General features: G+C 40.6%; 15 protein-coding genes. 14 read left to right on the forward strand and 1 reads right to left on the reverse strand.

Annotated features, from left to right (window positions below; genetic code table 11):
* Positions 1 to 269: 269 nt before the first annotated feature.
* From FWJ32_RS03225 to pyrE, 5 genes are read left to right on the forward strand one after another with little or no spacing between them, the layout of a single operon-like run.
* Entirely contained in the window at positions 270 to 1,217 is a 948-nt protein-coding gene (locus FWJ32_RS03225; RefSeq protein ID WP_203227565.1) for an aspartate carbamoyltransferase catalytic subunit, read from the forward strand.
* A complete protein-coding gene (locus FWJ32_RS03230; RefSeq protein ID WP_149544535.1) occupies positions 1,180 to 2,439 on the forward strand; it encodes a dihydroorotase in 1,260 nt (419 codons plus the stop codon). Before FWJ32_RS03225 ends, FWJ32_RS03230 begins: the two co-directional genes overlap by 38 nt.
* A complete protein-coding gene (pyrF, locus tag FWJ32_RS03235; RefSeq protein ID WP_149544536.1) occupies positions 2,405 to 3,244 on the forward strand; it encodes an orotidine-5'-phosphate decarboxylase in 840 nt (279 codons plus the stop codon). Before FWJ32_RS03230 ends, pyrF begins: the two co-directional genes overlap by 35 nt.
* Entirely contained in the window at positions 3,219 to 3,968 is a 750-nt protein-coding gene (locus FWJ32_RS03240; RefSeq protein WP_149544537.1) for a dihydroorotate dehydrogenase electron transfer subunit, read from the forward strand. Before pyrF ends, FWJ32_RS03240 begins: the two co-directional genes overlap by 26 nt.
* A gap of 2 nt (positions 3,969 to 3,970) precedes the next feature.
* On the forward strand, positions 3,971 to 4,540 hold the full coding sequence (gene pyrE, locus FWJ32_RS03245) for an orotate phosphoribosyltransferase (protein ID WP_238988774.1): 570 nt from the start codon (positions 3,971 to 3,973) through the stop codon (positions 4,538 to 4,540).
* Between the two features lie 44 nt (positions 4,541 to 4,584).
* On the opposite strand, the gene FWJ32_RS03250 is transcribed toward pyrE, so the two are convergent.
* Positions 4,585 to 5,337: an arginase family protein gene (locus tag FWJ32_RS03250; RefSeq protein ID WP_149544539.1), complete on the reverse strand. Its 753-nt coding sequence runs from the start codon at positions 5,335 to 5,337 to the stop codon at positions 4,585 to 4,587.
* A gap of 428 nt (positions 5,338 to 5,765) precedes the next feature.
* Here FWJ32_RS03250 and FWJ32_RS03255 point away from each other — a divergent pair, with 428 nt between their 5' ends.
* From FWJ32_RS03255 to FWJ32_RS03295, 9 genes are all read left to right on the forward strand, one after another.
* Positions 5,766 to 6,590 carry a Cof-type HAD-IIB family hydrolase gene (locus FWJ32_RS03255; RefSeq protein ID WP_149544540.1) on the forward strand — a complete coding sequence of 275 codons (825 nt, stop codon included), beginning with the start codon at positions 5,766 to 5,768 and terminating at the stop codon, positions 6,588 to 6,590.
* Positions 6,591 to 6,603: 13 nt separating this feature from the next.
* Positions 6,604 to 7,512 carry a DUF7916 family protein gene (locus tag FWJ32_RS03260; protein ID WP_238988775.1) on the forward strand — a complete coding sequence of 303 codons (909 nt, stop codon included), beginning with the start codon at positions 6,604 to 6,606 and terminating at the stop codon, positions 7,510 to 7,512.
* Positions 7,513 to 7,589: 77 nt separating this feature from the next.
* The gene (locus FWJ32_RS03265) at positions 7,590 to 8,255 is read left to right on the forward strand and encodes an MgtC/SapB family protein (RefSeq protein ID WP_149544542.1); all 666 of its coding nucleotides are present in this window, start codon (positions 7,590 to 7,592) and stop codon (positions 8,253 to 8,255) included.
* Positions 8,256 to 8,828: 573 nt separating this feature from the next.
* Positions 8,829 to 9,158 carry a PTS sugar transporter subunit IIA gene (locus FWJ32_RS03270; protein WP_149544543.1) on the forward strand — a complete coding sequence of 110 codons (330 nt, stop codon included), beginning with the start codon at positions 8,829 to 8,831 and terminating at the stop codon, positions 9,156 to 9,158.
* A gap of 58 nt (positions 9,159 to 9,216) precedes the next feature.
* Positions 9,217 to 9,537, forward strand: coding sequence for a PTS sugar transporter subunit IIB (locus tag FWJ32_RS03275; protein WP_149544544.1), 321 nt, complete (start codon positions 9,217 to 9,219; stop codon positions 9,535 to 9,537).
* Positions 9,538 to 9,600: 63 nt separating this feature from the next.
* Positions 9,601 to 10,959, forward strand: coding sequence for a PTS sugar transporter subunit IIC (locus FWJ32_RS03280; RefSeq protein WP_203227557.1), 1,359 nt, complete (start codon positions 9,601 to 9,603; stop codon positions 10,957 to 10,959).
* 19 nt (positions 10,960 to 10,978) lie between these two features.
* Positions 10,979 to 11,503 carry a GrdB-related putative oxidoreductase gene (locus FWJ32_RS03285; protein WP_203227558.1) on the forward strand — a complete coding sequence of 175 codons (525 nt, stop codon included), beginning with the start codon at positions 10,979 to 10,981 and terminating at the stop codon, positions 11,501 to 11,503.
* A gap of 299 nt (positions 11,504 to 11,802) precedes the next feature.
* Positions 11,803 to 12,888, forward strand: a complete 1,086-nt coding sequence (locus tag FWJ32_RS03290) for a DUF871 domain-containing protein (RefSeq protein WP_238988776.1) — start codon at positions 11,803 to 11,805, stop codon at positions 12,886 to 12,888.
* Positions 12,889 to 12,995: 107 nt separating this feature from the next.
* Complete coding sequence (locus FWJ32_RS03295) at positions 12,996 to 13,256, forward strand: HPr family phosphocarrier protein (protein WP_149544545.1); 261 nt, start codon at positions 12,996 to 12,998, stop codon at positions 13,254 to 13,256.
* Positions 13,257 to 13,429: the final 173 nt, after the last annotated feature.

Consider the following 13,429-nt stretch of genomic DNA (forward strand, 5'->3'; position numbering starts at 1 on the left):
TGTATGGTCTGAGGCTACTTTGAGAGAGGCTCTTACGGTTATGGGAGACAATGTGGGTTGCTGTAACCGGAGGTAAAAATTTTGTTTACAATTATATTGTTGTATGCTATACTTTCACTAAACGAATATGTAGGTCTTATTTAGACTTACCTGACTTTAATTTAGCCCTGAGAGGCTAAAAAGGAGGTAGTTATTATGGTGAAAAAATACCCTTGAATAGGATAGGTTTACCTTGAGTAAATCTGTCCTATTTTTTTATGATTGGGGGTATTGTAATGAAAGACCTTTTAGGTTTAAGGGACATGAGCAGGGGAGAGATAGAGGAGATACTTGATGAGGGATTTAGGCAGTATGAGAGCCTTATAAACAGGGATTTTTCGAATGAACTAAATGAAAAGACACTGGTGACGCTTTTTTATGAGCCCAGCACCAGAACGAGGGCCTCGTTTGAGCTTGCAGCCAAAAATCTTGGGGCAAGGGTGATATCTATAGAAACTTCTACAAGCAGTGTCAGGAAAGGGGAATCGCTGATAGATACAATAAGGACACTGGAGAGCATGGGGGTCGATTATATAGCCATGAGACACCCTATGACCGGGGCGCCGCATTTGGCCGCCAGATTTTCCACAGTATCAATGATTAATGCTGGAGACGGGATAAATGAGCATCCCACGCAGGCGCTTCTGGACATGCTTACCATGCTGAAGGAGAAGGGGAGGATTGAGGGGCTCAATATTTGTATTGTAGGGGATATACTGCACAGCAGGGTGGCAAGGTCTAATATATTTGGCCTTACAAAGATGGGAGCTAATGTTAGGGTATCAGGGCCGCCTACCATGATTCCCTCAGGTATAGAGTCAATGGGAGTGGAGGTATGTGATAGGGTTGAAGAGGCTTTAGAGGATGCTGATGTAGTAATGGCACTACGGATACAGATGGAGAGGCAGTCAGGAGGGTTCATACCGTCCCTTTCAGAGTATACGAGGTTTTACGGGATTACAAGGGAAAGGGTAGGTATGGCCAGGCCCGATGCAATCATAATGCACCCTGGACCAATGAACCGTGGGGTGGAGATAGAGTATGGCGTAGCCTCATCCCAAGCCTCTGTAATTGAAGAACAGGTCACTATGGGTGTTGCCCTGAGGATGGCGATACTAAAGCTTATAGGGAGGGAGATAGATGCGTATCCTTATAAAAAACGGCTATGCTGTAGATGATGAGAAGGAACTAAAGACTGATATTCTGATAGAAAATGGTGTCATAGCTGAGGTGGGCAATATAGATGCAGGGGCAGAGAAGGTTATAGATGCGGAGGGAATGATTGTTATGCCTGCCTTTGCAGAAATCCACGCCCACCAGGGGGATACCCCGGATAAACTCTCTCTATCAGCACTATCAGGTGGGTACACCAAGGTAGCACTTTTGCCAGACTCAAATCCACCCATAGACAGTGAGATGGGCATAAGATACATCAGAGATAAGTACAGGTGTCTTCCAATAAAGGTATGTCCTATCGGCAGTATATCAAAGGGCCTTAAAGGTGAAGAGCTTTCGGAGATGGGAAGGATGAAGTCATCAGGTGCAGTAGCCTTTTCTGATGTTAGTGGGATAAAGGACCTGATGTTTGTGGATAGGGCACTGAGATACTCAAGGGATATGAGGACTGCACTCATGTTCAAGCCAGACGACTGTGGTGGCCTGATGAATGAAGGATACTATTCCACCGTGTATGGTCTTGCGGGTATACCGCCAGAGATGGAAGAAATACTTTTAGTAAACCTTTCTATACTGTCAAAAAGGCATGGTGTTCATGCCCATATAATGGACATAAGTACAAAAGGGGCTGTGGAGGCTTTGCGGCAGGCAAGGGATAATGGTATAAAGCTCACCTCCGATGTGACGCCATATCATCTAATACTGGATGAAAGCGAACTTGCTTCATATGACACAAACCTGAAGATAAATCCTCCATTGAGGAACAGGGAGGATATCAGGGCATTGAAGGATGCAGTCAGGGGAGGGCTTATTGATGCTATATCATCAGACCATACACCGAGGCCAAAGGAGGCAAAATGCGTGGAATTCTCAAAGGCGGACTTTGGCATATCAGGGATTGAGACTGTATTTTCTCTGGTGGTTACGTACCTCTTAGGTGATGGGACTATAGGGTTTAAGGATATGGCAAGGCTTATGTCAACAAGGCCATTACAGGTCATCGGACTTAATCCTGTAAGGATAGAGAAGGGAAATCAGGCCGATTTAGTGATAGCCGACCCGGAGAGAGAATATGTTCTGGAAAGTATGCACTCTGAGGATAACAACCCATTTGTCGGGAAAAGGCTAAGAGGCATGGTGATGTATACTATATCCTCCGGAGAGGTAGCATGGGAAAGGGGGATGTCAAATGATAATGCAGAAACTTCAAGAAAGTATAGGTAAATTGAACAATCCTTTTGTAGTTGGCCTGGATACCAAGATTGACTACCTGCCCCATGGCGTTTCAAGCGTTGTTGAGTTTAACAGTGGAATTATAGACAGTATATATGATGTAGTGGCGGCAGTGAAGATACAAATAGCCATGTATGAGGAGAGAGGGGTGGAAGGGATAGAGGAATTTTACAGGACAGCGGAGTATGCAAAGGGAAGAGGGCTTATGGTAATAGCCGATGTGAAGAGAGCAGACATAGGGGACACCGCAGTATCCTATTCCAAGGCATACCTGTCAAGGGATTGTATAGACTTTATAACTTTAAATCCGTACCTTGGATACGATTCCCTTGCCCCATTTTTCGAGGACAGCGAAAGATACGATAAAGGTGTGTTTATACTGGTGAAAACATCCAACAAGAGCTCAGGTGATATACAAAACCTTATAGTAGAGGGAAGACCACTCTATGAGGTTGTTGCAGATAAGGTGGCAGGATGGGGAGCAGTTCATATGGATGGGGGTTATTCAAGGATAGGTGGGGTGGCTGGAGCAACATATCCTGATGAATTAAAAAGGATAAGAGGCATTATGAGATATAACTATCTGCTGATACCCGGCTACGGAGCGCAGGGAGGGACAGCAGAGGATATAGCGAGGGCGCTGGATGGAGATATTAACGGGATTCTGATAAACTCATCAAGGAAGGTCCTCTTAGCTTATAGAAAGAGCAATAAAGACTATAGAGAGGCAGCAAGGAACAAGGTATTAAGGATGAAGGAGGAGTTAAGGGATGCTTTCAATGATAGAGTACAATGAGAGGGTTTCGGATGACATTTATTTAATGGAGCTAAGGTCTGAAAGGGTGGCTCAAATGGCCAGGCCTGGACAATTTGTACATGTCCTTGTGGACAGTGAGGGGTATATCCTGAGGAGGCCCTTCAGCATATGTGACACTGATGGCAAAACAATCAAGATATTATACAGGGTCAAGGGAGTAGGTACGAGGATAATGTCCAGAATGATACCGGCCAGCAGCATGGATATCATTGGACCACTTGGCAGGGGGTTTGATGAAATGGACGGCAGTGTGGCTATCGTAGGAGGGGGCATTGGGCTTGCCCCTCTGGTATACCTGGCAAATACAATAAAAAGAGGTAGTATGTTTCTGGGATTTAACGGTAAACCCTTTGGCATAGACCTGATCCGTAACCCGGGGATAGACATAAGGGTAGCCACGATGGATGGGAGCTCTGGCTATAGGGGGAACGTGATAGAACTTTTTGAGGCTGCACTAAATGACGAAAGATATAGCTGTGTCTATGCCTGCGGGCCTAAGGCGATGATAAAAGAAGTGAAAAGGCTGTGCAATGAGTACGGGATGGTGGGAGAGGCCTCCTTTGAAGAGCGTATGGGCTGTGCTCTGGGTTCATGCATGGTGTGCTCCATACCGCTAAAGGATAAAAGTGGCCCTAAGTATGCAAGGGTTTGCAAGGATGGACCTGTGTTTAATCTAAGTGAAGTGATATTTGGGAGGGTATAATTGTGGATATATTGGAAATATTGAGAAAGACGGAGGCTCTTTTAGAGGGACATTTCCTTCTCACATCAGGTAAACATTCGGACAGATATATCCAGTGTGCAAAAATAACCCAGTACCCTGAGTACTGCGAGGAGATATGCAAGGCTATGGCAAAGAATTTTCAAGATGAGGGCGTGGATGTGGTCATTGGCCCGGCCATAGGAGGCATACTGGAATCTTACGAGGTGGCAAGGCAACTTAAAGCAAAGAGCATTTTCGCCGAAAGAGAAAACAGAATCCTCACATTAAGACGGGGTTTTGAGATAAAAGAAGGAGAGAGGGTTCTGGTGGTGGAGGATGTTACCACCACAGGGGGTACAACAAGAGAGGTTATTGACTTAGTAAGGAGCCATGGCGGCATTGTAGTGGGAGTTACCTCGATAGTGGATAGAAGCGGAGGCAAAATAGACTTCGGAGTGACTTTTAAGCCACTTGTTATTGTGGACTTTAATACCTATAATCCTGATGAATGTCTGTTGTGTAAGAGAGGCATACCATATATAAAACCGGGCAGCAGGAAAATACTTAGTTAGAAGGAGTCCGGCAGGCTTCATCTAAGACAGAGATCCTGGAGCAATTATGAAACAGCATCCAGGATCTTTAAATTTGTCTTTTCATTTTTTAAAACCGCCTCCAGATCATCGTGCGTCATAAAGAGTCTATCATATACCTTCCATTCGCCACATATGTCTACACCTATCAACCTTCTGGCTACTGAGAGTATATGGAGATAGTCCAAAAGTTCAGAGAGGTCCATAGAACCGTGGTTCCAGTTAGTCATTGCCCATTTCGTGTCAAGCACATCTTTGTCTATACTTATATAGATGTCTTTTGTATCAATCTCATTTATAAGGGTATCTATAAACCTATTTTCATAATGTCCTGAGGAAGGAATAATGCGAATCGGTTTTGAAAATGGGTTTACAAACTTTAAGGCCTCGTCTTTTGGGTTTACCCCGACTATTATTATGCCCTTAAGGTTACTTAAACTGAAGGATTCTTTTACCCATGAGCCACAGGATATATACCCGCTGTTCATGTCCATAAGGTCAGAGTGATTATCAAAGAGTATCAGGGTGAATGGGGTCTTTATTTTCATGAGAATAGCAAGGCTCAGGTGGTGAAAGTCACCGCTGCCTATGAGTGTTATGGATGGGCCTGTAAAGGAAAACACAGATGAAGCTTTTTTAAAACTGTCTATATCTGTCATAAGCCTCAAACTGCCGATAGCAGTAAGGTCTATTAACCTGCTGATTTTGGACATTACTTCCTGCTGCACTGTCAAAGCTGGGTCGAGATTTAAGGCAATAAGGTTGGCAACCTTAGCCATAATTACTCCTCCCAAATATTTGCTTTTAAACCATATTAACTATCAATTGTGCTGTAATTCCAAAACTCCGTCAATTTCTATCATAGCATTAAGTGCCAGTTAAGCATAGTCCTTATATTTACACCGCCTGCTGTGTTGTGGTCAGATATGGCGTGATACACCACTTCATTGTCAATATTTCAAACACATTTGGGCAATTAAAATTTTTAATGCCTTTTTTCTGCCAATGATTGACATTCCTTCAACTCATGAAATTTATTGTTCAGCTCCATCTTTTATTATACAGTATGTTTTGTGCACATGGAAGTGTCATGCCTGACACATTTAGAGAGTATTTATCAGACATCAAATTTATTTAACATTTAACATTCTTAACATTAAATTTGGTATATAATATATAGAGATAACCGAAAGGGGGTCGGACTTTAATGTATCATATGCTTGTAACCGATGTAGATGGTACACTATTAGATAGAGAAGGCAAGGTCCCGGAGGAAACCAAACTTGTATTGAGGGCTTTAAGAGAGCGCGGCTTTATAACCACAATTGCCACAGGAAGGATGCTTGCTACAGCCGAACCTGTGGCCAGGGAGATAATGATTAATGCCCCTCTCATATGTTATAATGGCGCTCTGATCATTGACATATATACAGGACATAAGATTTTAGAAAGATACATACCTGCGGAGGTTTTAATAAAGGGCATAAAGATTTTGGAAAAATATCGTTATGAAATAGGGATATATCATAATGATATTTTGCTTATTGATGAGCTGAATGATAGGACAGGATGGTATATAGAGGCAAATAGGGGCATTGAATATAAGGTTGTTGGCAACCTGGAAGGATATGTAAGTACCACATCTATATCTACACCAAAAATATTTGGGATAGGGGAGCTGGATGAACATGCTACAGTGCCTGAGGACCTGGTGGATGACCTCTCAGAGGACTTTGAGGTGACCTATGCAGGAGGAGGGCATCTTGAAATAAATCTAAAGGGCGTCAATAAGGGCAGCGGGGTGAAATTTTTGTCTGAGGCTTTTAAAATAGATAGAAATGATGTAATATGTATTGGTGATGGGCATAATGACGTATCTATGCTGAAATATGCGGGGCTTGGCATAGCCATGGGTAATGCAGATGAGCGGATCAAGGCCCACGCCGACTACATTACAGTGCCAAATACTGAAAACGGTCTCTTGAAAATAGTAAATGAGTTCGTGGTTCCCAATGAAAAAATAATTCTATAAGGAGATGTTATTTGTGGTTAAGAGGTTTATAGATTCTACTGTTGAAGATATAAGGGCAATGTCGTCCAAAGACCTGTTAGAGAGCATAAAAGCCAGCGAGGGCAGGGTGATAATGGCCGAGATATTGACTACGACACAGCCCTTGATATATGGAGCCACCAATGCGGAACTGGTATCAGCATTTGGAGCTGACATGATACTTTTGAACTTCTATGATGTTGACAATCCTGTCCTCTACGGCCTTGACAATAAGTCAGATAGTGTCATTAAAGCTGTAAAAGAACTGACAGGCAGGCCGGTAGGGATAAACCTTGAACCTGTAAGCCCGGAGGCAAAGGTTATTGGTATCAGGGAGGAACTGCCAAAGGGCAGACTGGGTACGATAGAAAATGCTGTTAAAGCAAAAGAACAGGGTGCTGATTTCATTGTCTTAACAGGGAACCCCAGGACCGGTGTCACCAATGAAAGTATAATTGAAGCTGCCAGGTATATAAAGGCGGAGATGGGTGATGACATTATACTTATGGCAGGAAAGATGCATGCAGCCGGCATGGTAAAGGAGTCTGGAAGCAAAATAATAAGCCGTGAGGTTATAGACGCCTTGGCTGTAGCTGGCTGTGACTGTATAATGGTACCCTCACCAGGAACTGTGCCGGGTATCACCTTGGAATGTGTGAATAAGTCGGTGGAGTACATCCATAGCCTTGGTATCATGGCCATGTCAGCTATAGGTACGTCGCAAGAGGGCGCAGGTGAAGAGACCATAAAACAGATAGCACTTTACAATAAGATGGTTGGTGTAGATATACACCATATAGGTGACTCTGGATATACAGGTGTTGCAGTGCCAGAAAATATAATGGCATACTCTATTGCTATCAGAGGTAAGAAGCACACCTATTTCAGGATGGCTAAGAGATAAAAATTTTTTATAAAACCCTCTGCCATGTGTTGCTGATGATGTAGGATAGCAGTTTGAGAAACAGGGGGGTTGATAATATGAGTTATTCAGAAATGGCAATAAGGATGTTCTTATCTACAGTACTGGGCGGTATAATAGGCATTGAAAGAGAAGGAGCGAATAAGGCAGCTGGCTTCAGGACCCACACCCTTATATCCGCAGGCTCGGCTTTGATTATGCTGGTCTCTATCTCTATGTTTGAGATTTTTAAGACTCAGACTGATTCAATGGACCCTGCCAGGATAGCTGCACAGGTAGTGAGCGGGGTAGGGATATTGTGCGCTGGGACGATTATGACCAGCGGGGCCTCAGTGAAGGGGCTTACTACTGCTGCCAGCATGTGGATGACAGCCGCCATTGGCCTGGCCACAGGAGCGGGCCTTTATTTTCTGGCTGTCTCCTCTACCCTAATAACATTGATTGTACTCGTGTTCTTTGCCAGAGTGGAAAAGCTTATAGGCATAGGAGGCCATATCTATGAATTAAAACTCATCCTGAAGGATGAACCGGGAGAGATAGGGATGGTCACTACTGCCTTGGGTAAGAAGAATATAAGTATAAGAAATATTGAATTCGAGAAGGAAGAAGATGAACAGTTAACCCTTTCATTGTTTGTTAAGATTCCACCATCTGTTACTGTGGACGATATGATTTCTGCACTCAAAGAAATAAGTGGTGTGTATGAGGTAAAGCTAAGAAAATAAGAGACGGGATACTGTCGATAATATGAAATTTTATTAAGCCGTTTGGCAGGAGAATTAAAGTTAAATATGGGAAATAAAGAGGCTTGGCTGATGAAGAGGAAGTGGCTGTTACTTCTTCTGCTGGTGGTACTTCTGATAGCCAGTTTATCAAATTATATTAAACTTATTTGAAATAGCAATAGCAGGTATCACCATAATTTGACTGCAATGCCAGAATAATGTGAGAAAAATGTCAAATCAGTCCCTTTCACCTTTTCATGATTTTTATCCAATATTTAGCTGGTTATATACAATTATGTGCAGCCATAAAGCAAACCCCACTTTTTATGTGCATAAAAAGTGGGGTTTGCTGTTAATCTGAACCCATATAATATGGGTAAGCACTTATTAATAACTGTTAGAATGTTGAGTTATTAACCAATTATGTTTGTACATATCTTTTTATATTTTGCCTATCTTTATATTAATGCAAACTATTTCCTAACAATAGGAAGAAATATTAGAAGCATTTATTATAGACCTATGTATAATTGATGTTGTAATAATACACTACTAACGAAACAGGAGGGTATAATGGAAGGATTAGAATTACTTTGCTTTAAGCTTATTTCTGCTGCTGGAACAGCGCGATCCTGTAATATTGAAGCCATACAAGAGGCTAAAAAAGGAGAATTTGAGAAGGCAGAACAATTAATGAAGGAAGGCGAAGGCCTGTTTTTAAATGCCCATGAAATACATAATACAATACTTGCACAGGGAACAAATGGTGGGAACACAGATGGCTCAATATTGGTGATGCATGCAGAGGATCAGCTTATGAGTGCGGAAATGTTCCAAATAATAGCAAAAGAATTTATTGATACTTGCCGCAGAATGTCTGAATTAGAGCGGAAGGTCAACTAAATCTTTATGCCTCAAGCAATAGGATTTGATTCTATGGATGGGAGGGGGTGAGGTTTTAATGAAAAAAGTATACCTATTTTGCAGTGCTGGAATGTCCACAAGCTTACTTGCCAGTAATATGCAAAAAGTTGCCAATGACCATAATCTTCCGATTGAAGTTAAGGCGTTTTCGCTTCCCAATCTTCAAGATATTTATGAAAAAGAGCATCCAGACTGTATTTTACTAGGACCACAGGTGAGATTTGCCTACGAGGAAACGAAAAAGACTTATAATAAACTGAACATTCCGGTTGGGCTAATCGATGCCAGTGATTATGGTTCTATCAACGGGGAACGTGTTTTAAAATTAGCGATAAAGTTAATGAAGCAGGGTCTCTAAGAAATTGTTTTAATCTGCAGTGTCAATAATTATATTATTAAAAGAGATGGGGGAAGATGTAACATGAGAAAGGGTTTTATGGATAAGCTAGAATCAAGACTTATGCCAATTGCAGAGTATGTAAGCAAAAATAAATACCTTATTTCAATTCGTGACGGCTTTTTAATCAGCATGCCGCTTTTGGTGGTTGGTTCAATCTTTATGCTTATTTCAAATTTTCCAGTTCAACCTTGGATTGATTTATTAAAAAACACAACATTAGCAGGTACATCAATCGCATCTTATTTTTCAAATGTGACAAATGCAACCTTTTCAATTATGGCAATATTTGTTGTGATTGGCATTGGTTATAATTATGCAAAACAGGAAAACACAAATATGATTTTTGGAGCAGCCATTGCTGTTTTAAGCTGGTTTATGCTCATGCCATTTACCACGATGTATACGCCGGAAGGTGCTTCAAAAGCAGTCCAAGTTACCAGTATTCCTTTAGACTGGGTGGGGTCAAAAGGAATATTCATAGGAATTTTGTGTGCATTTTTATCCGTTAAGATTTACAAATGGGTGGAGGATAAAGGCTGGACCATCAAGATGCCAAACGGTGTCCCACCTACTGTGGGACAATCATTTGCGGCGCTGTTTCCAATTGGTGCAGTCGTTGTTGTATTTTTCTTTATTCGAGTTCTTTTTACATTAACACCATGGGGAAATGCCTTTGACTTCATTTATAAAATTTTACAAATGCCTCTGCAAAAAGTTGGAGATTCTCTCGGTGCAATGATGGGGATTTATTTATTTGCACATATTTTATGGTTCTTTGGTATTCATGGGACAAATATTACAGATTCAGTTTTTAGACCCATACTTTACGCATTATCTGCAGAGAATTTAGCAGCCCTGCAGGCGGGTAAACCTTTACCCCATATTATAAATACGCAGTTTCAGGACTTGTTTGCTACCTATGGAGGTGCTGGTTCAACACTTTCTCTATTGATTGCCATGTTTTTCTTCTGCAGATCAAAACGAATCAAAGAACTCGGGAGAATAGCGATTATCCCTGGTATCTTCGGCATCAACGAGCCTATTATTTTTGGTTTGCCAATCGTATTAAATCCTACGATAGCCATCCCGTTTATTATTGTACCAATGATTAATATCCTTGTTTCCTATATTACTATGGCAATTGGAATGGTTCCAGTTTGTAACGGCGTTATTATGCCATGGACAACACCACCAATTATTTCAGGATTCTTGTCGTCCGGATGGCAGGGGGCATTGCTGCAGGTATTCCTGATTGCTCTTGGAGTAGTTATCTATTATCCTTTCATTAAAACTATAGATAAACAATATATAAGAGATGAGGCTGAAGTCGAAAACAATCCAAAGGATGATGACATTTCTTTAGATGATTTGACATTTTAAGAGTTAGGAGAATTTAGCTATGCTGAAAATAGTAACAATTTATGATCAAATTCAATCTGGGATGGGAACAAAAGATGATAAGATGCTGCCCCTCGGCGGGAAAAATGTTCCTATTGGCCCTGGCATCATGATGACACCTTTTTTAAAACAGATTGATGCCAAAATTGTGGCCTGCCTGTATTGCGGGACTGGGACTTACTTAAATAATAAAGAAATGGTAAGTAAAAAACTATGTGATATGGTACAAAAACTACATCCAGATGTGGTGATTTGCGGACCGGCATTTGATTATAAGGACTATGCGCAAATGTGTGCTGAGATCACGGAAAGCATAAACGATTCAACCGATATACCTGCAATTGCATCTATGTCTGCTGAAAATGAGGAAATAATAAACAAGTATAAGGACCGGATATACATTGTGAAATGCCCTAAAAAAGGCGAAGCTGGTTTAAATAGTGCACTGCAAAACTTATGTCAGGCTGCAAAAGCGCTTGCTGTTCATGATAAAAATATTGCAAATATTAAGGAATATTGTTTCTAAAAATAGGATACTAAGAAAGTACCCCATTATGCTCTTTACAAAATGTAATACTGATAAGAAGCACAAAATTTAATGAAATAACATCCGTATGCTTGTGACTTCAGTCATGATGAAGGATACAAGGTGGACAGGGATTATCCGAAGTAACTCCTGTGAAGACAACAAGCTATTAAGCTTATGAAGCGGAGGTCATGCAACCATAGTCGATGAAGACTCAAGGGTAGCAGATTCCATCAGGTTTCTGCTACTTCTGAGTAAAATCTTATAAGTTGAAAGGCAGGAATGTTGCAATGCACAGAATGGGCATATCTGTTTATCCAGAACATTCAACAGAAGAAAAGGACTACGCTTATATGAGGTTAGCTGCGAAATATGGATTCACTCGAATTTTTACGTGTTTGCTGTCAGTAAATGAACCAAAGGAAATTATTATAAATAAATTCACCAGGTTTATAGAGCAAGCACATGAGCTTGGTTTTATCGTGGGGGTGGATACAAATCCTACTGTATTCTCCCATTTAGGGGCTTCACCGCTTGATTTAAAACCATTTTCTGATATGAAGGTGGATATTATTCGTCTTGACGGACATTTTAGTGATAGAGAAGATATAGCAATCACACATAACCCATATGGAATTCTTATCGAGTTTAATGGCAGTTCAAATACAGCCCTGGATTTAATGATTGAAAGAGGTGCCAATACGCACAATATGATTGTTTGCCATAATTTCTATCCGCAGAAATATACAGGACTTGGGTGGAATAAGTTTATGGAATTTACTAATAAATATAAGGCTTTAGGTTTGTCTGTCGCTGCATTTGTTTCCAGTAACAATGAAAATACCTTTGGTCCTTGGCCTGTATATAAAGGATTGCCTACTTGTGAAATGCATAGGGGGCTGCCTATTGATCTACAAGTAAGACACCTCCTTGCAACTAATAAAATCGATGACATCTTGATTGGAAATGCCTTTGCCAGAGAAGATGAACTAAAAGCAATATCTCAAATTGATAAAACAAAAATCACTTTCAAACTGGAACTGGCAGAAGGCGTTACAGACGAAGAGAAAAACATTATATATAGCTATCCTCATTTTGGAAGAGGTGACGCCTCTGACTATATTATACGAAGCAGTGTACCGCGGGAAGATTACAGAAATAAGACAATTCCATACCGCAAATATGATAAAGAATTATTCCATAGGGGCGATGTGGTAATAGTTAATGATAATTTAGCTCATTATCGTGGTGAGTTAGAAATTGTTGAAAAAGATATACTTAACGATGGTGAAAGAAATTTTGTGGGCAGAATACCAACACAGGAACTAATTTTATTGGAACTATTGAAACCGGAATATCTTTTTGGGTTTATCAAAATGGAATAGATTCAATTAGCCGATTAAAACAGTAAAGTGCAAGAATATGAATGCGCGAGGCACAGAAGTGTTTTGTGGCCTAATTTAATTCCTTTGGGTACTATAGGTGGAAATATATGGTTAAGAAAATTACGTATCAGGTTAAAAATCCACAGGGAATCCATGCTAGACCGGCAGGAATGCTGGTTAATAGAGTTAGCCAATTTAAATGTAAGGTAGTTATTGAAAAGGAGAAAGAAACAGTAAATGCAAAAGAAATCTTTGCTTTAATGAGCCTTAGTGTTAAACAAGGTGATATAATCACCATAACTTTTGATGGTGAAGAGGAAGAGACGGCCGTTAAAGCGATAGAAGAATTTATAAAAGAGAATTTATGATGTTTTTTTAACTCAGGTAGATAGATAAAAAAGACCTCACCGCCAAAACAGTCAAAACAAAAGTATGGTGAGGTCTTTAAAATCATTCTTTTAGCCTAAAAGATGGCATATTGCTCTGCTACAGAAAATAATGATAAAAATCAAACTAATATTAGAAATTATATAGTGAAAGC

Origin of the sequence: Calorimonas adulescens (assembly GCF_008274215.1) — a bacterium.
GTDB lineage: Bacteria > Bacillota > Thermoanaerobacteria > Thermoanaerobacterales > UBA4877 > Calorimonas > Calorimonas adulescens.

What these genes read in the sequence shown, in the direction of transcription:
- FWJ32_RS03230 (WP_149544535.1), top strand. Translation starts at nt 1,180, where the DNA reads ATGCGTATCCTTATAAAAAACGGCTATGCTGTAGATGATGAGAAGGAA.
- pyrF (WP_149544536.1), top strand. Translation starts at nt 2,405, where the DNA reads ATGATAATGCAGAAACTTCAAGAAAGTATAGGTAAATTGAACAATCCT.
- FWJ32_RS03240 (WP_149544537.1), top strand. Translation starts at nt 3,219, where the DNA reads ATGCTTTCAATGATAGAGTACAATGAGAGGGTTTCGGATGACATTTAT.
- FWJ32_RS03250 (WP_149544539.1), bottom strand. Translation starts at nt 5,337, where the DNA reads ATGGCTAAGGTTGCCAACCTTATTGCCTTAAATCTCGACCCAGCTTTG.
- FWJ32_RS03255 (WP_149544540.1), top strand. Translation starts at nt 5,766, where the DNA reads ATGTATCATATGCTTGTAACCGATGTAGATGGTACACTATTAGATAGA.
- FWJ32_RS03265 (WP_149544542.1), top strand. Translation starts at nt 7,590, where the DNA reads ATGAGTTATTCAGAAATGGCAATAAGGATGTTCTTATCTACAGTACTG.
- FWJ32_RS03270 (WP_149544543.1), top strand. Translation starts at nt 8,829, where the DNA reads ATGGAAGGATTAGAATTACTTTGCTTTAAGCTTATTTCTGCTGCTGGA.
- FWJ32_RS03275 (WP_149544544.1), top strand. Translation starts at nt 9,217, where the DNA reads ATGAAAAAAGTATACCTATTTTGCAGTGCTGGAATGTCCACAAGCTTA.
- FWJ32_RS03280 (WP_203227557.1), top strand. Translation starts at nt 9,601, where the DNA reads ATGAGAAAGGGTTTTATGGATAAGCTAGAATCAAGACTTATGCCAATT.
- FWJ32_RS03285 (WP_203227558.1), top strand. Translation starts at nt 10,979, where the DNA reads ATGCTGAAAATAGTAACAATTTATGATCAAATTCAATCTGGGATGGGA.
- FWJ32_RS03290 (WP_238988776.1), top strand. Translation starts at nt 11,803, where the DNA reads ATGGGCATATCTGTTTATCCAGAACATTCAACAGAAGAAAAGGACTAC.
- FWJ32_RS03295 (WP_149544545.1), top strand. Translation starts at nt 12,996, where the DNA reads ATGGTTAAGAAAATTACGTATCAGGTTAAAAATCCACAGGGAATCCAT.